Here is a 22,728-nt window from a genome sequence, read left to right on the forward strand (position 1 = left end):
AGGGTTACCTCACTTGCCAGGAGCATAGTCGTATCCGGACACCTCCGGTAGGGAGCGCGGATTCAATGGCTACCAGATGGGTTGTTCCCAGAAAGGCCAGGCTAGGGTTGCGCATAGGCTCGGGGGACTCGAGCAGAACCCTTGATACCACTGCCGGCCCTTGCTCCCGGAGTTTGCCGACAAGTAAATGGTAGCCGCTTTCCCCGCGTGTCGCGGTACGGGCCACGCCGGCGACATAAAGATCTGGCTGCAGGGAAGAGGGCGTCGCGATCAGGTCAACAGGCCCATACAAGCTGTACGCCTCATCCATCAAGGGGAACAGTGTCTCGCTATCCCATCCGGAGTGGGAGCGTGGCTTTGCGTTACTGACGCTAATATGGGTAAGCGTTTGCGGATTGAATGCCATTGCCGGGGCCATTGCCTGGCCTCGGCCGACCACGCTGGCACCTCCAAAGAGGCATCTCTGGCGGTTGTAACAGAGAAGGAGGCCGTTGGTGCGTGCAAGTAGGGGGCTCGTCGGACGCAACAGTTGCTCGATTTCCCACCCCCCATCGGTGGCGGTGAGGCGGGCAAAAAACCAGTTGATGGCCCCGTTCTTGCCAGGAGACCATTGGCTTTGGTCCTGCCATGCGATCCACAGCTGGCCGTCGACCGACTGCAGTTCAAGTTGATAACCGGACAAATCGGGAGCCTCACCCCTAGCTTCGGGGGTGAACCCCCACCCCGGGTTGTAGCCATCAAAACCCTTTGCCGGCCGATGCAGGGGGCCGCTATGAACCCGGTGTCCGTCAGGGTCAAGCGTTGTGATGAAGGGTCGGTAGAATCCGTCGCGATACCCGCTCCAGCCGACAGCAAAGCCATCGTCATGGGGGATGACCCTTGGCCGGCTCTGATTGTTTGTGCTGCCATCAAGGGTCCACTGTCGCTCCACACTGATCACTTCACCTACTGATATCAGGGCCGCTTCGATATCCCAACCGGTGGTGCTCCTGAAGGCTTGCCAAACAACGAGATAGCGCTCATTAAAGGCAACATCAACCTCTCCGGCAATGGTTCGGTCGCCCGTTCGCAGATGGGTCACCTCCTCCTGCGGAGCGCCGATTGCCGAGAGTGTTGTCAAACCGATTTCGGGAGGCGGCTGTTGCGGATAGGGAAAGCCGCTGACCCAGGCCAGCAGGAATTGCTCCCGTCCCGATGCGAGGGCGGGGAGCAGTTGGTGAGATGTGTCATTATCCGAAGGCTCTGTGAGCCCTGAGCAGGAGGAGACCAGCAACGTAAGGGAGATCAGCTCAGTCGCTAGGCTCATGGTGCAAACCGGTAAAGCGTGAAACTGTGGGTCGGTAGTACCCCCTTACCGGCAACGAACTGGCTCATTCCTCGCCAGGGAACCAGCCCTGCGTAGAGATTGCCAGCCCAATCGCGGCCATAAAGGGGGGAGACCATCATTACGCTCAACGTCCCTTGGGGCATGAGCGTTCCCGTCTCCTGTGGACTGAAGACGGCGGGGCCGCGGGCCTTATTGGGGTGTAGACTGGCGTGGCCCCAGCGGCCGTTGCGCATCAGGGTCTGGGTAGGCTCGCCGGGGGCCGTCGGTACTCTGCGAATATCGTACTCATCGCCACCACAGACATAAACGGCGCTGCCGTCGGGGGCCACCACCAGGGAGTTTGGAGTGTCAAAATACGCCTCCCTTGGAGCTCCGTCTCCAATATGATGGGGCTTCGGGTGACGGGCGACGATACCGGCAAAGTGCTCCAATTTGCCCTCAGCAGATACCCTGACCACTACGTCCGGCGTACGTGATACGAAATAACTGTTACCCAGGCGATCTGCATCCCCCATCATCAGGTTTAGTTTGGCAGACCCTCTCCATGTTGATGTGCTCTCGGGCCAGGCACCGAGCCAGCTGGCCTGGTCGCTAGGCAGGTGGAGTGACCAGGCACCGTACCGTGTCGCGATGATAAGTTGGGTCTGATCCTGCAGGGCAATACTGAAGGTGTTCCCAAGATCAAGACTACCCCCCTTGAGGTAAGTACCCGGTAGCGCTTTTTTTTCACCCCCCCCGCCAGCGACGGTATCGACCACCCAGTTCTTTCCCTGGAGTTGCAGCCTTCTTACCCGCTTATTACCTGTGTCACCAATAAACACCAACCCTGGGTGTGCACAGGCCAGGTTGTGGCTGCGGTAATAAGCTCCCACGCCCATTCTGAAACGGGTAAGGGCAGCCGGGCCGTCGATCAGTCCCTCAAAACCATCGCCGGCAATAGGCCAGCGCTGCCCATCGGGATCTATACGATCAATCCGCTGCCCGCTCGCCAGGAAAAGCGAGCCATCCTCGGTGCCGCACAGGTGGTGCAGACCACTGCCAGTTTGTAACATCTGGCCGAACGCAGGACCACCGGAAAGGGACCCCACAAAGGGCCGGACCTGCCACTGCTCATCAGCGCTAAGGGGGGGGGAAAGCAGGAGTTGCAGGAGACAGAGCAGGGCGGTGGTGCGGATCATGGCTGGCTCCCGTCAGCCCATTGTGGCAGTGCCTCAAGGTCGAGCTTGAGGCGCCAAACGCTCAGCCGGTCATTACCTGTCAATAGGAAAAAAGCGTTTCTCGGCGCGCTGTAGATCATGGCGTAGTTCATACCCAGGGGCGGAAGCTCTGCGTCGGGTAGTTTCAGGTAGCGGTTGCGCTCCACATCATAGAGAAATGTGAACGCTCGTTTGGGCTTGATCGGCTTGCGATAACCAGACGGCTGTTTGACGAAGACGGTATCGTCCGGTGCCAGCAGGAAGACGCCATCCCGGGTACTAAAGGCCACCGGGAAGTGCTGATCTTCGGGGGCAAGGTCACCAGTCGGCTCGCGCACCTCCCAACGCCCGGCTTCCCCTGTCTTGCCGGGAAAATAAAGGTGGACGCGGCTGCTGTTCTTATGGTCACCGAACACCCCCAACAGCCGATGGCGGCTGTCATACTCGACGGCATAGTGGATCGCGTGTTTGCTGCCGGGCCCCTCCTGTAGCCATTGTTTACCACTGGAGGAGAGGGTCCACATCTTCCACTTGTAGAGGAATGCGCGCTTGCCATCGGGGTCATAGGCGGAACCGGCGGCGAATGCCTTCGGCTGGTTGGGGGGGGTAGCCAACGGCTCCCAGCTGCGTGAGTCCACATAGTAAAGCCAGGTTCCCCAGGCGCCTTTTCGTCCCATCTTTTTGCCCTGTGGGTTGTGCTCAGGGAACGCAGTAATGACCAGCGCCCGACGATTTGGGTCGAAGAGGATGTTGTCGTAGGTGTGCATGGCCCAGGGGCGAACCTGACCCTGGTGGTTTGCGGTATTGAGCCCATCATCGCTCACCTGGTAGCTGGACAGTGGGGACGGCGAATAGTGCTGTGTCCAGGTTTTGCCGGCGATATCGAACTGGTAAACACTGTTGTCGTGGTCCAGGCCGTGTGTGTCGGAGCCAAACATGTAGATCGCGTCCCGGGCCTCATCGTAGGCGATGCCGGCATGGTTATGGCGCCGCCACCCATTGGGGGTGAATTCGTGGTAGAGCTCCCAGCGGTTACGGCTATCCTTAACCTCTGCAGTCGCTGTTGCTCCCTGCGTCACTAACAGGGTGATGACCAGTAACGAGGCTGGGTGGATGGCGGGAAATAAACGTGCTGTGGGGGTGACCTTCATTGGGCAGGGGCCGCTTGTCGATTCATTATCAGCTTAGCAGCGTGATGAGATCACGCTTAGAACGTACAGAAATTAGAGAGGCGCAATGTTGAACTCCCGAGTGGCTTCGAACCCATGGGGCATAGCACCATCGAAACCCCCTATCCGGCGGCTCCTTCGTAGAGCCTGTTATCTGGTGGTGCTGTTGCTGGCGATGCAGGCCGGTTTCTGCCTTGGGGACGGTGATTTTGAGGCGGTGGTGGCCAGGGTTACTGAATCGGTGGTGGGGGTGGGCAGTTATCAGCGTACCCGAACACCCGCACCGCTACTGGTCGGCACCGGTTTTGTTGTCGATGATGGATACCATGTAGTGACCAACCATCACGTGGTCAGCCAGACTCTGGCGGACGATGCCGGCGAGGAGCTGATGATTTTCGTTGGCCGGGGAGCGCAGGCACAGAGGCGCCAGGCCCGGGTCATTCGTCGTGACACAGAACATGACCTGGCGCTGCTAAGAATCAGCGGAACCCCTTTGCCGGCGTTGAATTTGGGGCGTGCAGGTCGGGAGGTGAGGGAGGGCCGCGAAATCGCCTTCACCGGATACCCCCTCGGTGTGGTATTGGGTCTCTATCCGGTTACCCACCGCGGTTACATCTCCAGTATCACACCGGTTGCGATTCCTGCCGTGAACAGCCGACAGCTTGATGCGGCCTCGATCCGCCGGTTGCGAGACCCTTTCCTGGTCTACCAGCTGGATGCAACGGCCTACCCGGGCAATAGCGGAAGTCCGCTGTATGATCCGGAGACGGGAGCTCTGTTGGGGGTGGTCAACAAGGTCTTTATTCAGGCCTCGAAAGAGGCTTTGCTGGAGCGGCCGAGCGGCATCACATACGCCATTCCTGCCCGTTACGTGAGGGCACTACTGGCGCCGGAGTAGCTGGCGGTTATGAGTGGCGTCGATCATAGCAGTGCCTGCGGTCGTGGGTGACGGGTACCCCATCGGCATCGACAAAGGGGTAGTAGACGACGCCTGTATAGCGTCTGCGAATAAAGCTGGAGCGCCTGCGCGCATCCAGAGAGCTCTCAAGAGCCTGGCTTATACTGATCCCGTGGCCTCGCTGGGGGTGACGCATGCGGGCTGAAAATAACAGTATGGTTGCCAGTATCGCACCCAGTAGTAGCATGGCACTGACTAAATACAGCTCCTCAGACATGTTGAATATCCCTGGTGGCTGTGCCACCCAATCAGCTGGGCATCCGATGCGTTGGCTGGTACCGAAAGTAAGGAGGATCGTTGATTATTCTTGTAAGAGTGTTCAGCAATTTGTATACCTGTATGGGGTAAGCTCTTTTTTTTCATGGGGTTAGAGTAGTTTTTCTGGAAGGGCTTATTGGGGTTGTTAAGTTTTTTGACAGGGGGATGTATGGAGGGATGGATTGGAGTCGACCTGGATGGGACCCTAGCCCATTATGACCGTTGGCGGGGGCCGGACCATATCGGGAAACCGGTAGAGCCGATGATGGCGCGTGTGCGTGAGTGGTTGCGCCAGGGGGAGGACGTGAGGATATTTACCGCTCGTGCGTCGGTACCCGAGTATATTCCACCCGTGAAGCAGTGGTTGCTGGAGCAGGGCCTCGGCGACCTGATCGTGACCAACCAGAAAGACTTTGGCATGGTGCAGTTGTGGGATGATCGCTGTGTGCAGGTAAAGCGAAACCGGGGAGAGCCCATGGTGAAGCGGGGGCTGTTGGGGCTGCGCTAGACTCAGGGTTTGGGGGGATCTCTCCGCCAATTCAGCGCCCCTAGCAACACCTGGATGGCACGGCGGCTCTCGCTACGGAGTTCGGGAACCGGTATCAGGCAGACAAGCAGCAGATAGACCAGCGCACCCCATAGCGCCGTTGCAAACAGGTACAACCAACTGTGGTGGTTGACCAACAGCTGATCACTGAGTAGAAGGGCCGCAATCATCAGCAGGTTCAGCAAAACAGCAGGCCCCATGGACTTAATTACCATGGAGAAGGGGGCGCCCAAGGAACGGCAGGCGAGGAAGGCCATGCGCAGTGTCAGGTAGCTGAAACTGGGCAACATCGCCAACGCCACCCCCAGAATTCCCCACTGTACACCAATCAGGACCGCCACCAGTTTGATCAGGGTAGCCTCAAGCTGGATCGAGACCTCTTTACCCAGCTGGTTCTGGGCTGCTACAACCGCCCCCGAGTACATGCTGGTCGTGCTGAGCAGGGCGCACAGGCAGAACACCTGCAGGGCGGGCACGCAGAAGAGCCACTTTTCACCATAGACCAGAAGCACAAAAGGCTCCGCCAGCCAGGCCAGCCCAAGATAACAGGGCCAGCTGATTACCTGGATCAGGATCAGCGACTTGCGGAACAGGTAGATCGATTGCCCCTTGTCGTCCTGCATGGAGGAGAGGGCGCGGAACAGGGTTTGATAAGCTGAGGAGACCACGATTTTGGTCGGCATCTCCGAAAGGCTGCTGCCCTTGTTCAACAGGCCCACCTGTTGTGCACCCAGTTGGTAACTGGTAATCAGGTTTTCCAACTGCTTGCGGGCGTAGATGACGGTAGCGATGGTGGCGAATTTGACGCCAAACCAACCCAGCTGGCGGGCCACCTTGCGTTCGTAGCCGTAGCGCGGACTCCAGCGGCTGAGGTGGATCAGAAGGAGGCTTTGAAATAGCCCCCCGGCCAGGCCGCCAAGTATCAGGCTCCAGGTTTGGAGCCCCTGGGTTGCCATATAGATACTGCAACTGGCGCTGACCACCAGGGTCAGCACTCGGACCACGGCAATCTCTCGCATCCGTTGATCACGGCTCAGCAGCGCGGTGGGTATGTTGGATAACGGACGAATCAGGAAGGTCAGTGCAGAAACCCGCAGCATGTCCCGGTAAGCCGGGTCGTTAAACCAGTCGGCGAAATAGGGCGCGATGCCGTAGAAGGCGGTAAAGATCAGCAGGCAGATGGCGCTTTGTACCGTAAACACCACATCGGCATCACGGGCATTGAGCTCCTTGGCCTGAATCAACGCTACACCCATGCCGCCGGCGGCAACCAGCCCGGCCGCACCGGTAAAGATCTGGATGGTGACCAGCATTCCAAAATCTTCAGGCGCCAGCAGCCGGGCCAGTACGATGCCCGAGGCAAAGGCGAGCAGGTTCTGGCCTATGTTGCCGCCAAACATCCATAGCGTATTCTGGCGGATGCGCTGGCTAAGTGACATAAGGGGAGGGCAGCCGGGCCTTGGACAAAAAGCACATCACTATCGGGCTCCCTTGCCAAAGAGAATGACTTCGGCGGTTTGGATCAGGATCAGTATGTCGAGGAACAGGCTGTGGTTTTTCAGGTAGTAGAGGTCGTATTTAAACTTCTGCAAAGAGTCGTTGACCGTAGCGCCATAGGGATAGCAGAGCTGAGCCCAGCCAACCAGACCTGGCTTGATACGATGACGCTCGTCGTAGTAAGGGATCTCCTGCTTGAGCTTCTCAACGAACTCAGGGCGCTCGGGGCGGGGGCCGACAAAGCTCATCTCACCCCTCAGCACATTGACCAGCTGAGGTAGTTCATCGATACGGTAGGTGCGAAGGAACTGGCCTATGCGGGTGGTGCGGGGATCATCCTTGCTGGCCCAGACAGCCCCGTTTGTTTCAGCATCGACCACCATGCTCCTAAACTTGAACAGCTCAAAAGGCATCCCCCCAAGGCCGGTCCGGGTCTGGCGATAGATGACCGGCGCGCCCCAACCCTCGTCCAGTTTTATGGCGATCAGCGTGGCAAGCAGAATGGGTGCTGTTAAAACCAGCAGCAACAGGGCAGCGAGAATATCGAAGACCCGGCGTGTTTCCAGTTGGTAGAGACGTGTGTGAAATCCATCGGAAAAGATGATCCAGCCAGGGCTCAGCAGTTCAATCTCTATCTTGCCGGTTTCCCGTTCAAAGAAGCTGACATCATCGATTACTTCAATCCCCAGCATCTTACACTCGAGCAGATCGGCGACGGGCAGCCCCTGTCGCCGGTCATCGACGGCAACCACTACCTCGTCGATCTGGTGTGCCAGACAGAGGTGACACAATGACAGGTCAGTCTCAATGGCGCGGCTGCTACAAAGTAGATCCTCGCTTCCCCCCGAGGGTAGATAGCCTACAATTTTGAAGCCTCTGCGGTCAGACTCGCGCCTGAAGCGAGACGCAATCCGGCTAGCCCGTTGTCCGGCTCCGAGCACCAGTATTCGGGTGCGTAGTACCTTTTCATCCACCAGTTTGCCAAAAAACAGCCGGGTAGCAGCAAGGAATAGCAGGTTGATGGCGGCGGTAATAAAGAAAACCCCGCGCCCGATGATCAGCTCGGGTATCAGGAAATAGAAGAGCGCCAGTGTGATGTTCGCAATGATAAAGCTGATCAGGGTTCTGAGGACGAGACCGCTGGAGCCCTCCCGCAAGCGGGACTGGTACATCCCCAAAGCATACATACAGACAATAAAGGTGGAGCTGACCAATGCGGCCCTGTAAGTCAGGGGAAACAGGTCGGGGTTGTCCCATTCGGGGGCGAGTGATCCGTAGCGTATCCAGATGGCGCAGAAGGGGCCGATAAAAAACAACAGGAACTCCACCAACCCCAAAATGAAGTAGGGCGTTTTGACATGGTGGTTGAATATTCGAATACTGCTCACGATAAGTCCCTTTAAGCAATCACGCTCCATTTGTGATGACTGAAATCAGTATAGAAAAGCCCTGCACTGATGGCATAAGGTCTATGGCCTTTTGAAAGGCTCTGCGTTTTCCATAGTGGCGCGAGGGTATTTACATGCCGGCTTACAGCCACTCGATATCGGGCTAATATTAGTTGACTAACGGGCAGTCCACATGGGAATTGTGGGCCGCCCTTCTAAGCAGCTGAAGATCACTAGCGCGGCAGGGAGACGGTGTGGAGCTAAACAGGGTTCTTGACGAGCGCATGCCCCCGTTGGGCTGGTTGCTGGCCACCGACTTCAAGCAGTTGACCGTTGTCCATGGAACAGCGGTCGAATGGATTAAGGACAGGCTGGTTGAGGGAGTGTGGTCGGAACCGTTTGAACGTTCGCATCCCGAACTCAGCATGAACCTGTTCGGCAGCTGCGTACATTTTGAGGCTACTGAACTTTTGATCAGCGCCTCGGTCGCCCCTTCGGAGCCCCTTTTTTTTTACCATCAGGACGGCTGCTGCCTGGCATCCAACTCCCAGGTTCTGTTGCTGGCGGCGATGGGGGATCGACTTAAAGCGGGTTATGGCGGTTATGAAGCTTTGAACTGGTTGCGTACCCGCGGGCTGGAGTCGGTGATCACCCCCATTCCCCTGCAGTCGGGAGTTATCCATCGCTTTATCCACCATAGTCTGAGGTTGAGTGCGCAGGGCTACGAGATCGTTAAGCGGCCCACACCACCACCCTTCAATAATTATGGGAGTTACCAGCACTACCTGCAGAGAAGTCTCAATGGCTGCCTGGAAAATGGTTGTTCCAGCCATAGGCAACACCCCCTTGAATTGTTGACTACCCAGTCGCAGGGTTATGACTCCACCGCCATCAATGCCCTGGTCGATCGGAAGTTCAGGATAAAGGCCTATACCTGCAGAGATTCGAAACCCATCGGTGAGGTTTACCGACCGGGGAGCAAGAGCGCGGGGCCCAGTGACGACGGTTCCGCAATAGCGGCGCAACTGGGGATTGAGTGTGAAGGGATTGAACGGGATGAGTTTACCCAGCACCTGCGTCTGGAGCCCTACCTGAATGCGGCCGTGCACAATAATGAGGATCGTAACCTGCTCCCGATCTTTGCCCGCGTCCGCTCCCACTCTCTGCTACTCACCGGGATGATGGGGGAGCTTTGGTACACGCACCAGGGGCTCCTCGCCAGCCACTTCGCGGAGGATGCCGACAATCAGTTAAAACGAGGGGATCTGGGGGGCTTTGGTGTCAACGAGCTGAGGCTCTGGTGCACTGTTACCCACCTGCCCGTTCCCCATATCGGAGCTGTGCAACGCGAGAGTATTCATCGCATTGCCGAGACTGAGGAGATGGCACCCTGGCGCCTGAACACCGATTACGACCGGCCCATCGCCAGGAGGATAGCGGAGGAGGCGGGGGTTGGCCGTGAAAGCTTCGGGCAGAAAAAAATGGGGGCGGTGGTGATAATGCCGACGCCGGAGCTGCCCCTCGATGCTGACCGGCGACGGCTCTACCTAAGGGACCTGGCACGCAGGGGACTGTTGCACCCGCTACAGCGGCCACTGATCGGCCTGGCGCAACGTTACAATAACTGGCTGCAGTGGAAAAACCCGAACCGATACTTCAGTAATCGCCAGCGCTACCCGCTGGCGTATTACCTGTCCAGAGCGCTGGAGAAACTGAGCGGACATAAATTTCGCTTTCGGCCGCTTTTCACGCGGTTAAACTCGGAGCTCTACCGATTCTCCTGTAACGAGCTGGCCGACCGTTACGACTGGTTAGCCGAAAGAATCGACCTGAAGTCAGCTTCGACTGCGGTGGCCCAGACGCCCAACGAACACTCCCACCAGCACCAGCCCTGCAGCGAGCACCTGTAGCAGGCTGAAGCGCTCATCGAGAATCAGCATGGCCATCAAGGCAGTGCAAAGGGGCATCAGATTGATGAAGCTGGAGGCCAGTGAAGCCGGCATCTTGCCCACCGCATAATTAAAGAGCCCGTAGGCCCCCAATGTGACGATCACTCCCAGATAGAGGATCGCCAGCAGTGCATCGGGTTTGACCTCCGTTGGCATCCCTTCCATTAGTGCCAGGGGGAAGAAAAACAGGGCGCCGATCAAGGCCTGCACCGCCGTCAGGAAAAGGGGACGGTAGCGTGTCGAGAGGTGCTTAAGTATCAGGGTATAACCCGCTGCGCAGGCCATCGCCATAAACTCAAGAAAATTACCCAGCATCGGGTTTGGCGCCTGTTCGTTACTGGGGCTACTGAGGCTAAGCCAGACGCTACCGGAGACCGCTATTACAAAGCCCGTCAGTGATAGGGGGGTAATCTTTTCCTTAAGGAACAGGTAAGCCCCCAATGCTACCAGCAGGGGAAGAGTGGCGGATATCATACCTGCCTGTGCGGCGCTGGTATTAGCGAGTGCGTAGGCCTCGAAAATAAAGTAGAGGCAGGGTTCAAAAGCGGCCATCCCGACCAGCAAACGCCAGTCACCCTTTCGGTACTTGGGGCGTCCCAGCTTCGGCAGGAGCAGAATAAAACAACAGGTGGCGACCACCATGCGCGCAAAAATCACCACCATGGGCGTGTAGCTTTCAAAGGCGAACTTTAGCGCGATAAAGGAGCTACTCCACAGCAAAACGGCGCACAGCAGGGCCAGGGTGGGTAAACGCAGGGAGGAAGATGAGGTCACGGTGGCTCCGCCAGGTAGGTGGTGCGGCGGAGTATAACGGCAGTCTCTGGTCACCACCAGCGGCTGCCGTTGCTGAGGCGCTAAACAAAGAGGTCTGGCGTCAACTCGCCCCCTTCGGGGTTAAACCGGTAGTGGTCGAAGTTGGTGACCCCCCGTTCACGGAGAATCTCCTCATCGATCAGGGTACGACCGCTGAGCGCCAGGTTTTCACTACGCAAAATCTCCCAGGCTGCGTCGGCCATGATCGCCGGCGTGCGGGCACGGTCGAAAGCGCGGCGGCCTCCCAGCTCGAACTCGATGGCGGCGGTGGCGATGATGGTCTGCGGCCAAAGCGTATTAACCGCAATACCCTTGCTGCGAAACTCCTCCGCCATACCGATGCTGAGCATCGACATGCCGTATTTGGTGATGGTGTAGGGAGCGTGGTTACGAAACCAGCGGGGGTCCATATTGAGAGGTGGTGATAGGCTGAGAATATGAGGATTACTCGATTCTTTTAAATAGGGCAGAACAGCCTGGGTGCAGATCATGACGGCCCGGCTGTTGACCTGGGTCATGAGGTCAAAGCGTTTGATATCGGTGTGCTCGACATTGGTCAGTCGTATGGCACCGGCATTATTAATCAGTGCATCGATCCCGCCAAATCGCCTGGCGGCCTCGGCGGCCATCACCTCCACCTGTTCGGGATAGCGGACATCCACCTGCATTGGCAGTGCCTGACCACCCGCGGCCTCGACCTCCTCGGCGACGCTAAAGATGGTACCTTCGAGGTGTGGGTGGGGGCTGGCGGACTTGGCGGCGATCACTATATTGGCTCCATCGCGAGCACAGCGCAGGGCTATTTCGCGGCCGATACCGCGGCTGCCGCCGGTGATGACGATGGTTTTTCCAGTCAAGGATTCCATGGGTAGCTCCAGGTTGATGGGGTTAGGGTCAAGGGGAGTCGGCAAGCTCGATCAGGACCTGGCGTGTTTTAACCTGGTCACCGGCTTCACCCCGAATCGATGTCACCACCCCCTCCATACTCGCCTTGAGGGGATGCTCCATTTTCATGGCTTCAACGATGGCGAGGGTTTGCCCACGCTGGACCAGGTCCCCAACGGCCACCATAAGGGCGGTGAGGCTTCCCTCCATGGGTGCCCGCACACAGGTATCACCGCCTTCATGCTGGGTACCTGTACTGAGTTGGGTGCGGTTCTCGTAGCGGTAGTGAACAGCATCCACCTCCAGCTCGAGGATGTTACCCCGGCGAAAATAGGGCACCCTCTGCAGGTGACCCTGCATCACAAACTCCAAAACACCGGGCTCGGCAAGGCTGAACTCGTCGAATTCAATCGGCGGTTGTACTGCGACTTCACTATCGCAGAGCTGTTGGTTGTGGACCACCCTGCGGTTGCTCGTCGGTGATGTGCTGCATTGCAGGCTGTACTCCTGGCCCGAGCAGTAGAGGCGCAGCTGCCAGCTGGCCTCGGCGGCGGAGTGCCAGCAATCGTAGTGGGCCGGCTGCTGGCCATCGGCCATGAAGAGAAGCGCCGCCAGCCCGTTGACCCGAGCTGGGGGGGGGGGCTGCGTCAGGGAGGGATCAGAGGCGAAATCGGTCTCGATGAAGGCGGTGGTTGCCTCGCCGGCGGCAAAACGGGGATGACACAGGATATTACGCAGATAGCCCTTGTTGGTTGTAAGACCGAACAGCTGGGTCTCTTCAAGCGCCCTGACCAGTTTACGACGGGCGATCTCCCGGGTTTCACCCCAGCAGATCACCTTGGCCTGCATAGAGTCATAGAAAGAGGGGATCAGGCTGCCATTTTTCAGGTTATGGTCGATACGCACCCCCTCAAAGCAGGCGGGAATCCAGCGTTCCACTGTGCCCGTTTGGGGTAGGTAGTTCTGGGCCGGATCCTCCGCGTAGAGGCGCACCTCGATGGCGTGCCCCTGAATACGGACATCCGACTGGAGCAGTGGCAGGGAATGGCCTTCGGCGACTCTCAACTGCCACTCAACAAGGTCGGTACCGGTCACCAGCTCGGTAACCGGGTGCTCCACCTGCAGGCGGGTGTTCATCTCGAGGAAATAGAAGTTGCGATCGGCGTCCACCAGGAACTCGACGGTTCCCGCCCCTACGTAGTTGCAGGCCTTGGCGGCCAACACCGCCGCTTCGCCCATCTGTTGGCGGAGGGACTCATCAACGAAGGGGGAGGGGGCCTCTTCAACCACTTTCTGGTGGCGGCGTTGAACCGAACAGTCCCGCTCGCCGAGATAAATCACATTTCCCTGTTGGTCACCAAACACCTGGATTTCGATATGGCGGGGGGCGATCACCGCTTTTTCCAGAATCAGCTCGCCACTGCCGAAGGCGGATTGCGCCTCGGAGGCAGCCCGTTCAAGTTCGACCGCAAGTTGGCTCGGCTCAAGCACCAGGCGCATACCGCGCCCACCGCCGCCGGCCGATGCCTTGATCATCAGGGGATAACCGATACCGCTGGCTGCTTCCAGTAGTGCCTCTGGCGACTGGTCCTCACCTTCGTAGCCCGGTATACAGGGGACACCAGCGGCGATCATGGCGATTTTAGAGCGGCGCTTGGAGCCCATCAGTTCGATGGCAGCGCTGCTGGGGCCGATAAAGATAAGACCCGCATCCTGGCAGCGCTGGGCAAAGTCGCTGTTTTCAGAAAGGAAACCATAACCGGGATGGATGGCGTTCGCACCGCAGTGTTCAGCCGCACGGAGGATGGCGTCTGCGTTCAGGTAGGACTCCTGAACAGGGCCAGCCCCGATGCAGAAGGCCTCGTCGGCGAGGTTGACGTGCAGGGAGTGGCGGTCGGCCTCGCTATAGACGGCAACGGTGCGATAACCCAGCTCGCGGGCGGTTCGCAGTACGCGGACCGCGATCTCTCCCCGGTTGGCGACCAACAGTTTCTCTATGGTGGGCATGGCAAGCTCCTTGGTGATCGGGTCGCGTTTAGGTTACTGGGCCCAGCTGGGTGGGCGCTTCTGAATAAAAGCCAGGGTACCCTCGCCACCCTCATCGCTGCGTACCGCTGCAGCAAATTGCTGGGCCGCATAATCAAGCAGGGCTTCGTGTTCCATGGTTTCGGTTGCCAGCAAAAGTGACTTGGTGGTGGCATTGGCCTCGGGGGCACAGCGTTTGACCTGCGCCAGCACGGCAGCAAGCTGCTCGTCGAGGGCGTCGGCTGAGCTGTGGTAGTGCACCAGTCCCAGGTGTAAGGCCTCCTCGGCACCAAAGCGGGATCCCAATAGCATCAGGCGCCTCGCTTCGGTCAGGCCGATGCGCTTGACTACGAAGGGGGCGATCTGTGCGGGAGGAATACCGAGACCGGTCTCGGGCAGTCCAAACTGCACCCCCTCAACCGCAATCGCTACATCGGAGACACAGGCCAGGCCGAAGCCGCCGCCAAGCACGGCCCCCTCGAGCACGGCGACCACCACCTGGGGCAAGCGGTTGGCGCGGGTGATCATGCGCCCAAAGGCCCGGTTCAGCTCGAAGAAAGGGTCAGTATCGGCACCGGCGGGGGTAGCCCGGGCGCTGGCCATATCCTTGATGTCGCCGCCGGCGCAGAAGTTGCCATCGCTGCCGCGGATCACCAGTGCCCGCACATCCCTGCGGGGTTCGATCCGCTCAAACAGGGCGAGCAGCTCCTCGACCATCTTGAGACTCATGGCGTTGCGGGCGGAGGGGCGTTGCAGCCAAAGGTGAAGGTTGCCGGCCTCCAGCTCGCAGCGCAGGGTGTCGAAAGTGGGTAGCTCCAGGGGTTGCATACTCAGGATCTCTTCTTGCCGGGAAGGATGTTCATGTATTTGCAAATGATGCCAAGCATGATCTCATCGGCCCCACCACCGATGGAGGCCAGGCGGGAGTCGCGGTAGGAGCGGGAAGCGACGTTGTCCCACATAAAGCCCATGCCGCCCCAATACTGCAGGCAGGAGTCCGATACCTCGCGAGCCAGCCGCCCCCCCTTCAGCTTGGCCATAGAGGCCAGGTTGGTTACATCCTGCCCCCCCATGTAGGTTTCGCAGGCCTGATAGACAAGGGCACGCAGAGCTTCTATCTCGGTTTGCAGTTCCGCCATGCGGAAGTGGATCACCTGATTATCGATCAGCGGCTGGCCGAAGGTGTGGCGCTCGCGGCAATAGGCGATGGTCTCGTTGATCACTCGCTCCATCGATTTGAGGGAGTTGGCTGCTCCCCATAGCCGCTCCTCCTGGAACTGGATCATCTGCATCATAAAGCCGGCCCCCTCGGCGCCGATTCGGTAGCGTTGGGGGACGCGCACGTTGTCAAAGAAGACCTGTGCAGTATCGGAAGAGCGCATTCCCAGCTTCTTGAGGGGCTCGGAGAAACTGATCCCTGGCGTATTGGCCGGAACCACGATCAGGGACTTGTTGACGTGGGGCTTATCATCACTGGTGTTGGCCAGCAGACAGAAGAAGTCGGCCTGGGTGGAGCTGGTGATCCACATTTTTGATCCGTTAATGAGGTAGTCATCCCCATCCTTGCGGGCTCTGGTTTTCATGCCGGCTACGTCGGAACCGGCACCGGTTTCGGAGACTGCGATACTGGCGACCAGGTCACCGGCAATGGCCGGCGCGAGAAACTCCTGTTGCAGGGCTTTGTCGGCAAAGCGGGCCAGTGCCGGTGTGGCCATATTGGTCTGTACGCCAATCGCCAGCGGCACCCCTCCACAGTGGGCAACCCCCAGCTCCTCGGCCGCCACCAGCTCGTAGGAGTAATCCAGGCCCATACCGCCGGCACTCTCAGGCTTGGATATCCCCAGCAGGCCCAGGTTACCCATCTTTTTGAACAGCTCGTGGGCTGGAAAAATACCCGCTTCCTCCCACTCATCGACGTAGGGGTTGACCTCGGTCTCTATAAAGTTGCGAGTGGTACGGCGGATCTCTGCGTGTTCCTGGGTAAATTTCATGACGGTCTCTCTTTATAAAATGGATAGGTAAGCTAGAAGCGGGCAACGCCAAAGCTGTTGGGGTGCAGTGTCCTGCGGTGGGACTCGTCGCAGGTTTCGAGCAGAAAGCCTAGCAGTCGCCGTGTATCCCGTGGATCGATCAGTCCGTCGTCCCATAAACGTGCCGTCCCGAACAGGGCGGTGGAGCTGGCGTCCAATTTCTGGGCCGTTACCTGCTCAATCATATCGAGCATCTCGGGGGCCGCCTCCTTGCCCAGCTTGGCGTGTTTCTGTTCGGTCACAATACGCAGTACCTTGCCGGCCTGTGCACCACCCATGACGGCGGTGCGGCTATTGGGCCAGGCAAAAATAAAGCGCGGATCGAGCCCGCGTCCACACATGGCGTAGTTGCCGGCACCGTAGGATCCCCCAACCACGATGGTAATCTTGGGGGTACGCGCGTTGGCCACGGCCTGGATCATTTTCGAACCGTGCTTGATGATACCGTTGCGCTCCGATTCGGTTCCCACCATAAAACCGGTGGTGTTGTGAAAAAACAGGATCGGCGTCTGGCTCTGGTCGCAGAGCTGGATAAACTGTGCCGCCTTGTTGGCACCCTGAGCGGTAATGGGCGCGTTATTACCAATGATGCCGCAGGAAAACCCATGGATCTTGAGGTGACCACAGACCGTCTGGTTGTCGAACAACGGCTTGAAGTCGACAAATTCCGAGCCATCAGCGATGCGGGCAATGATCTCACGCACGTCATAGGGCTGTTTGGCCTCGGCGGGCACCACTCCCAGTAGTTCAGATGTGGGGTAGAGGGGTTCCGGGTAGTGGGCCTGTGGGCGAGGGCGCAGCTGCTCATTCCAGGGCAGCTGCTGCAGCAGCTCGCGGGCGATACGCAGGGCGTCGGCATCATCCTCGCCCAGGTACTCTGCGGTGCCGGCAATTTCGGCATGCAACTCGGCCCCGCCGAGCTCCTCATCGGTAGCGATTTCACCGGTGGCCGCCTTGAGCAGGGGAGGACCGGCCAGGAACATCTTGGCCCGGTTGCGCACCACCACCACGTAATCGGAGAGGCCGGGCTGGTAGGCTCCGCCGGCGGTCGAGCTGCCGTGAACGATGGTGATTTGGGGAATACCTGCTGCCGAGAGCCTTGCCTGGTTGGCAAAGCCTCGCGCCCCTTCGACAAAGATCTCTGCTGCGTAGTTCAGGTTGGCACCACCGCTTTCTGCCATGGTGACCACGGGCAGTTTGTTCTCCCTGGCAATCTCTTGCAGGCGCAAGGTTTTTTGCAGGCCGGAGGGGGAGATGGTCCCCCCTTTGATGGCGCTGTTATTTGCGATCAGGAGGCTACGAATGCCGGCGATGAACCCGATGCCAGCGATGATCCCGCCACCGGCCAGGGAGCCATCCTTGTCGTCGTGCATATGGTAGCCCGCCAGGGTAGACAGCTCGAGAAAAGGAGAACCGGGGTCCAGCAGCCGTTGGATACGGTCGCGGGGCAGCAGCTGGCCTCGCAGCCGGAACTTCTCCCGCGCGGCTTCGGCGGTGTCGATCACTGTCTGTTCGGCGGCACGGAAGCCGTCGATAGCCGCCTGCATGACCCGACAGTTCTCAGCGAACTGCGTGGAGGCGGTATCTATATCGGACTGCAAAATGGCCATGGCGTTGTCCTGGCGAGGGTTAGTCTTCTTGCAACACCTTGGGTGTTACCGCTCGATGAAATCCGTTGTAACTATTGGAGTTTTTTGCCTTGGGCAGAGGCCAAACCCCTGAGCCCTGGGAAGCCGCCCCATCGACACGAATGGTATCGCCGCTGATGAAGCTGGCCCCTTCGCTCAGCAAAAAGCAGATCAGGGAGCTGACCTCGGCTTCGGTGGCCATCCGCTGCAGGGGAACCTGTTTAATCAGGGTGGGGATGACCGCCCGGAAGGGGCCCTCGTAGGTGTCCATGCCGCTGGAGGCGACCCAGCCAGGAGCTACCGCGTTGACCCGCACCCCCGAACACCCCCATTCGTACGCCGCCGTTTTTGTGAGGTTGTCCATACCGGCGCGGGCTGCGCCGGAGTGAGCCATGCCGGGCATGCCCCCCCAGTTGTCGGCGGTGATGTTGACAATGGCGCCGCCCGATTTAGACATTGACTGGTTGTAGACTTCGCGGGCAAAGAGAAAACCGCCGGTGAGGTTGGTGCGAACCACAGTCTCAAACCCTTTCTGGGTGATGGCCGCAAGGGGGGAGGGATATTGCCCCCCCGCATTATTGACCAGCCCATGGATCTGGCCGCACTCATCGATGATCGATTTGACGGTGGCGACTACCCCATCCTCAATACGGATGTCACATACCCGGTAGGCGGCTATGCCTCCATCCTCAGCAATCTCCTGTTGAACCTTTTGCAGCTTCTCTTCGTTTCGGCCGATCAGGTAGACCCTGGCGCCGAGCGCGGTGAGCTCATGGGCGGTGCAGCGGCCGATTCCACTTCCACCACCGGTTACGATGATGTTTTTACCGGAGAACAGCTGATCTTTGAAAACGGATTGGTAACTCAAGGTCTGTCTCCCCTTGTCAGTGTTAGTTCATTAGCCAGTGAGGCTGGTACGGGTATCTCAAGGTCCAGCAGTTGCTGCGCAAAAGCCTTGCCCTGGGGGTCGATACGCAAACTCGCGATACCGCCACCTCCCAGGCTGTTTTCCAGTAAAAAGTTGAGTGCATTGAGGCCAGGCCATTCCCAGCGCAGCACCCGGCTCGTGTCACTATCGAGTAGGTGTGCCATCAGTGTGTGGATACGCGACTCCGTTAAGGCCTCACGGATATAGGGCAGGTAAGCCGGGTCCCGCGCAATCACGCCGATGTTGCTGTGGTTGCCCTTGTCGCCACTGCGGGCCCAGGCCAGTGCGATCAAGGGTACGGACGCATCGCAGTTTGAGGAGGGGGGAGGGGGTGGCGATTCGCAAGAGGGCTCCGGGGGCTGGTAAGCAGTGCCACTGGTCTCGATATCAACCATCACTACCTCATCGGCTATCTGGTAGCTGACCGGCACCCGCGACTTATCGATCAGGAAGGAGAACAGTTTGATCACCGGCTGAACATTGGGGCGCCCCCCCACCAGCCCGGTGAGCCCCGGCGCCATGCCGGTGGCCGCTTGGGCGATTTCACGGGAGAAGAGGATCAGGGCCTCCTTCTGGGGGTGGGCCACCGCTATTTTAAGTACCACTTCGCGGGTGTCCGTGCGCTTTGCGCGGGCACCGTAGGTCGCTTCGGTGCCCAGTAGCTCCACCGACCGGGCTGTAAACCCGCCCCGTTCGCCGGCTTCCAGTAGGGCCGTCACCTTGTTGAGAATGGCATCTGCGACCCGCGAGGCTTTTGCGGGGGCGTCGATGCCGCCAATCAGGCAGGTTGCGGTGCAGCGGTAGCCATCCATATAAGTGGCCGAAACCTTGTAGCTGTTGGTTGGCTGCCGCCCACGGGCGCCCTCGACAGCGACTCGGTCTGGTGCGGTCTGTTGCAACGAAATATGGCGGAAATCACATACCACATCGGGCAGGTAATAGCTGCCAGGGTCTCCGATTTCGTACACCACCTGCTCGGCCACGGTGGCGCAGTTAACCAGCCCCCCGGTGCCCTCGGGCTTGGTGACCACGAAGCTGGCGTCGGAACTCACCTCGACCACTGGGAATCCGATATTTTCGTAATTGGGTACAGTTTCCCAGTCGGTGAAGTTACCGCCGGTGCACTGGGCTCCGCACTCAATGATGTGTCCAGCCAGGCTGGCCTGTGCCAGCTTGTCGAAGTCCTGGTAGGACCAGCCAAACTCATGCACCAGGGCGCCCGTTACAACGGCACTGTCGACACCGCGACCACTGATCACTATATCTGCCCCCGCCGCGAGAGCCGAGCTGATGGCCGGCGCTCCCAGATAGGCATTGATGCTGACCAGTCCCCGGGGTAGCGGTGCGCCGGTGTACATCTCCTTTACCTCTTCGCTGGCCAGTTGAGTGGCTTGAGCGATCAGGTTGTCGCCGTTGATAACCGCCACTTTCAGCGCCAGGCCCTGCTTGGCAATCTCTGCCCGCAGCGCCTCTGCACAACTGTGGGGATTGATTCCGCCGCTGTTGCTGATGACTCTAATCCCCTTGCGGCTTATCTCGCCCAGCAAGGGGGCGAGGGTGGAGATGAAGTCAGGAGCATACCCCATTTGCGGGTTTTTCAGGCGCGCGCCCGCCATGATCGACAGGGTGACCTCGGCCAGGTAGTCAAACACCAGGTAGTCGAGTTGAGCACCCTGGACGAGTTGGGCGGCCGCCGTAGAGGTATCGCCCCAGAATGCGGAGGCGCATCCGATGGTGATCTGTTTATTGTTTTGCATCGCGCTTCACCCTTAGTAAGGTTCTTGGATGCTACCAAGCAAGCGCTTGGTTTGTAAAGTGGCGGATTCAGGATATGATAGGCAACGATGGCCCATTAATGGAGAGCCCCATGAGCAGTAAAGTGATCGAACTCCCCAGTCTTGAAGCACTGGGCACCCGTTTAGCGGCTATGGACACGGTTGACCCGGCATCGGCTAAGGGCCGTCTGCTGCAAACAGCGGCACACCTGTTCCACGTAAGGGGGTTTGACCGCACCACTGTGCGGGACCTGGCGAGTGCGGTCGGCATCCAGTCGGGGAGCATTTTTCACCACTTCAAGAACAAGGATGAGATTCTCGAAGCGGTAATGCACGATACCATCGTCTTTAATACGCGTCTGGTTATCGATGCGCTACGGGCATCCGCGTCCTTGCAAGATCAGTTGCTTGCGCTGATCCGTTGCGAGCTGGAGTCGATTAATGGGGTCACCGGTGAGGCGATGAATGTGCTGGTATTCGAGTGGCGTAACCTGCCCGAGGATAAGCAATCCCGTATCCTTAAGCTGCGTGATATCTATGAGTCCCTGTGGTTGGGGGTTATCTCTGAGGCGTGTAGGGAGGGGTTACTCAGGGGGGAGCCCTTTGTGATTCGGCGTTTGTTGACCGGGGCGCTTTCCTGGACCTCTACCTGGTACCGAAAGGACGGAGGGTTGTCCGTCGCTCAGCTGGCCGAGCAGGTGCTGCAGATGGTGATCTGCCAGCCCGTCCCCAGAGCCTGAAAGGATCGAGTGGATAAATTCCCAGAAAATCATTGACTAGCGCGCCCGGGTCAGTAAAATGCGCTTCACTTTCCGGGTGGTTAGCTCAGCTGGGAGAGCGTCTGCCTTACAAGCAGAGGGTCGGCGGTTCGATCCCGTCACCACCCACCAAATTGGAGCGGTAGTTCAGTTGGTTAGAATACCGGCCTGTCACGCCGGGGGTCGCGGGTTCGAGTCCCGTCCGCTCCGCCACTCTTAAAAAGCCCCTATCAATTGATAGGGGCTTTTTTTGTGGGCGTTATTTCCCGCTTTCCTTCTCTTTTTAAGCCGTGTCGCTGTCATTTGCCTGTCATCGATGAGTGCTAGGGTTGCACCCATGGCCGGTGCATCGGGTGCTGGCAGGGGGGGGGGGATGCAATGGATGAGTATCTGGATGAGTTGCTGGAACGTAATGGCTGGGACTGCCCCGATGAGGGGATGGATGATGGCGAGGAGCTTTGAGTTGTCAACCGGTGGGCTGGCGGCGGTAGTCCCCTGGTGTTCTGTCTGTCCAGCGCTTAAAGGCGCGCTGGAAGGCTTCGGGGGATGAAAAGCCGAGCAGGTAGGCGATCTCGCCGAGGCTGAGGGCAGTGTCTTCGACGTAGATAAGCGCCAGGTCACGCTTGGTCTCCCCCAGAATTTGCTGGAAGGTGACGCCTTCATCCTGAAGCTTTCGCCTCAGGGTCCAGCTGGGCATGGCCAGCTTGGCAGCCACCTCACCGATACAGGGAGTGTTGCCGTGGAGAGCGCTGGCCAGGATCTCCGCTACACGGGCCTGTAGGCTACGCCCCCTGCGCATCTGGGCCAGCTTCTGCTCGCAGAGCTCGCTGAGGTAACTGAAATTGGCTGCATTGCTGAAACGCAGGGGGCTGTCCAGCAGCTGGGGGCTGATGGCCAACTGGTTATAGGGCTGTCCGAAGAGCGGCTCGCAATTAAAGTAGTCTCGATAGCGGGCCTGGTAGTGAGGGGCTTCGAACTCGATATCGACCCGCTTGACCAGGTCTCGCTTGCCGCTGAGCCAAACCAGCAGCTGGCTCCACATGGAGAGCACTGAATCAACCACAAAACGGTTGTAGTCGTTGTAGGGAGCGATGGAGTAAAAGCGCAGCAAGGCTTCATCCTGCTCGAGATAGCTTGATTGTCCACGAATATTGACGCTGCTCAGCGGTTCGTAGCGGGTGATGGCCTCCATGGCGGTGCGCAGGTCAGGTGCCGCCATTGCGGTCAGTCCCGGCAGTCCCAGGTTTTGGATGTTGGCGCAGCGCCCCATCTCCAGCCCCAGTTCGGGATGCCCTGTCAGCTGGATGGCCGAGTGCCCCATGTGCATCAGGCGAGGGATGCTGATGCGCGCATCAGGGTTCGCCATCAGTTCGTCGTCAATCTGGTACTGTAGAAGCAGCGGTGTGGGGTCTTTGCCCAAAGCGCGGATGGCCGCAGCCAGTGCGTCGATGTGGTGGGTGGAGATGTCGCCTAGCTTCATGGGGCGCTCTGCAAAGTTGGGTCAGTATTCTGTTTACTTCGGTCATTGAGTGCCGACAGCCCCCATTCTAAGGTGTTCGCCAATGGAGTGCGACCTGTTGTGCGTTACAACGTGCAG

General features: G+C 58.8%; 19 protein-coding genes and 2 tRNA genes. 6 read left to right on the forward strand and 15 right to left on the reverse strand.

Translation table 11 applies throughout. The features are described 5' to 3' along the window. Positions 1–4: 4 nt before the first annotated feature. Genes D0544_RS05740 through D0544_RS05750 form a run of 3 tightly spaced genes read right to left on the reverse strand, consistent with a single transcriptional unit; the run spans position 5 to position 3,674 of the window. Complete coding sequence (locus D0544_RS05740) at positions 5–1,306, reverse strand: hypothetical protein (RefSeq protein WP_125015038.1); 1,302 nt, start codon at positions 1,304–1,306, stop codon at positions 5–7. Continuing rightward, positions 1,303–2,505, reverse strand: a complete 1,203-nt coding sequence (locus tag D0544_RS05745; protein WP_125015039.1) for an NHL repeat-containing protein — start codon at positions 2,503–2,505, stop codon at positions 1,303–1,305. Before D0544_RS05745 ends, D0544_RS05740 begins: the two co-directional genes overlap by 4 nt. After that, on the reverse strand, positions 2,502–3,674 hold the full coding sequence (locus D0544_RS05750; protein WP_125015040.1) for a Kelch repeat-containing protein: 1,173 nt from the start codon (positions 3,672–3,674) through the stop codon (positions 2,502–2,504). The genes D0544_RS05745 and D0544_RS05750 overlap by 4 nt, the downstream gene beginning before the upstream one ends. A 175-nt stretch (positions 3,675–3,849) precedes the next feature. On the opposite strand from D0544_RS05750, the gene D0544_RS05755 reads away from it, so the two are divergent. After that, positions 3,850–4,590 carry a S1 family peptidase gene (locus D0544_RS05755; protein WP_207905771.1) on the forward strand — a complete coding sequence of 247 codons (741 nt, stop codon included), beginning with the start codon at positions 3,850–3,852 and terminating at the stop codon, positions 4,588–4,590. Positions 4,591–4,597: 7 nt separating this feature from the next. On the opposite strand, the gene D0544_RS05760 is transcribed toward D0544_RS05755, so the two are convergent. After that, on the reverse strand, positions 4,598–4,867 hold the full coding sequence (locus D0544_RS05760; protein ID WP_125015041.1) for a hypothetical protein: 270 nt from the start codon (positions 4,865–4,867) through the stop codon (positions 4,598–4,600). A 210-nt stretch (positions 4,868–5,077) separates the two neighbouring features. On the opposite strand from D0544_RS05760, the gene D0544_RS05765 reads away from it, so the two are divergent. Next, entirely contained in the window at positions 5,078–5,416 is a 339-nt protein-coding gene (locus tag D0544_RS05765) for a hypothetical protein (protein ID WP_125015042.1), read from the forward strand. Positions 5,417–5,418: 2 nt separating this feature from the next. Here D0544_RS05765 and D0544_RS05770 read toward each other — a convergent pair whose 3' ends face one another. Beyond that, positions 5,419–6,894, reverse strand: a complete 1,476-nt coding sequence (locus D0544_RS05770; protein ID WP_125015043.1) for a lipopolysaccharide biosynthesis protein — start codon at positions 6,892–6,894, stop codon at positions 5,419–5,421. A gap of 39 nt (positions 6,895–6,933) precedes the next feature. After that, the gene (locus D0544_RS05775) at positions 6,934–8,340 is read right to left on the reverse strand and encodes a TIGR03013 family XrtA/PEP-CTERM system glycosyltransferase (protein ID WP_164880851.1); all 1,407 of its coding nucleotides are present in this window, start codon (positions 8,338–8,340) and stop codon (positions 6,934–6,936) included. A gap of 254 nt (positions 8,341–8,594) precedes the next feature. Between D0544_RS05775 and D0544_RS05780 the strand changes: the two genes are divergently transcribed. Next, positions 8,595–10,250 (forward strand): hypothetical protein, encoded by a 1,656-nt coding sequence (locus D0544_RS05780; RefSeq protein WP_125015045.1) that lies wholly within the window; start codon positions 8,595–8,597, stop codon positions 10,248–10,250. Here D0544_RS05780 and D0544_RS05785 read toward each other — a convergent pair. From D0544_RS05785 to D0544_RS05820, 8 genes are all read right to left on the reverse strand, one after another. Beyond that, a complete protein-coding gene (locus D0544_RS05785; protein WP_125015046.1) occupies positions 10,176–11,063 on the reverse strand; it encodes a DMT family transporter in 888 nt (295 codons plus the stop codon). The genes D0544_RS05780 and D0544_RS05785 overlap by 75 nt on opposite strands. Positions 11,064–11,143: 80 nt before the next feature. Then, the gene (locus D0544_RS05790) at positions 11,144–11,968 is read right to left on the reverse strand and encodes an SDR family oxidoreductase (protein ID WP_125015047.1); all 825 of its coding nucleotides are present in this window, start codon (positions 11,966–11,968) and stop codon (positions 11,144–11,146) included. A gap of 28 nt (positions 11,969–11,996) precedes the next feature. Further along, positions 11,997–13,994, reverse strand: a complete 1,998-nt coding sequence (locus D0544_RS05795; RefSeq protein ID WP_125015048.1) for an acetyl/propionyl/methylcrotonyl-CoA carboxylase subunit alpha — start codon at positions 13,992–13,994, stop codon at positions 11,997–11,999. 33 nt (positions 13,995–14,027) lie between these two features. Next, positions 14,028–14,840, reverse strand: a complete 813-nt coding sequence (locus D0544_RS05800) for an enoyl-CoA hydratase/isomerase family protein (RefSeq protein WP_125015049.1) — start codon at positions 14,838–14,840, stop codon at positions 14,028–14,030. Positions 14,841–14,842: 2 nt separating this feature from the next. Then, positions 14,843–16,003, reverse strand: coding sequence for an acyl-CoA dehydrogenase family protein (locus tag D0544_RS05805; RefSeq protein WP_125015050.1), 1,161 nt, complete (start codon positions 16,001–16,003; stop codon positions 14,843–14,845). Positions 16,004–16,035: 32 nt separating this feature from the next. Continuing rightward, positions 16,036–17,652, reverse strand: a complete 1,617-nt coding sequence (locus tag D0544_RS05810; protein WP_125015051.1) for an acyl-CoA carboxylase subunit beta — start codon at positions 17,650–17,652, stop codon at positions 16,036–16,038. 19 nt (positions 17,653–17,671) lie between these two features. Then, positions 17,672–18,538: an SDR family oxidoreductase gene (locus tag D0544_RS05815; RefSeq protein ID WP_125015052.1), complete on the reverse strand. Its 867-nt coding sequence runs from the start codon at positions 18,536–18,538 to the stop codon at positions 17,672–17,674. Beyond that, on the reverse strand, positions 18,535–20,355 hold the full coding sequence (locus D0544_RS05820; RefSeq protein WP_125015053.1) for an acyclic terpene utilization AtuA family protein: 1,821 nt from the start codon (positions 20,353–20,355) through the stop codon (positions 18,535–18,537). Before D0544_RS05820 ends, D0544_RS05815 begins: the two co-directional genes overlap by 4 nt. A 110-nt stretch (positions 20,356–20,465) precedes the next feature. Here D0544_RS05820 and D0544_RS05825 point away from each other — a divergent pair, with 110 nt between their 5' ends. The 3 genes from D0544_RS05825 to D0544_RS05835 all read left to right on the forward strand — a co-directional run bounded on the left by D0544_RS05825 (position 20,466) and on the right by D0544_RS05835 (position 21,344). Then, the gene (locus tag D0544_RS05825; RefSeq protein WP_279387263.1) at positions 20,466–21,113 is read left to right on the forward strand and encodes a TetR/AcrR family transcriptional regulator; all 648 of its coding nucleotides are present in this window, start codon (positions 20,466–20,468) and stop codon (positions 21,111–21,113) included. 74 nt (positions 21,114–21,187) lie between these two features. Beyond that, positions 21,188–21,263: transfer RNA gene (locus D0544_RS05830), tRNA-Val, on the forward strand. Between the two features lie 4 nt (positions 21,264–21,267). Next, positions 21,268–21,344 (forward strand) — tRNA-Asp (locus D0544_RS05835). A 253-nt stretch (positions 21,345–21,597) separates the two neighbouring features. Here D0544_RS05835 and D0544_RS05840 read toward each other — a convergent pair. Then, complete coding sequence (locus D0544_RS05840) at positions 21,598–22,611, reverse strand: AraC family transcriptional regulator (protein WP_125015054.1); 1,014 nt, start codon at positions 22,609–22,611, stop codon at positions 21,598–21,600. Between the last annotated feature and the right edge of the window lie 117 nt (positions 22,612–22,728).

It is taken from the genome of Aestuariirhabdus litorea, assembly GCF_003864255.1.
Taxonomy (GTDB): domain Bacteria; phylum Pseudomonadota; class Gammaproteobacteria; order Pseudomonadales; family Aestuariirhabdaceae; genus Aestuariirhabdus; species Aestuariirhabdus litorea.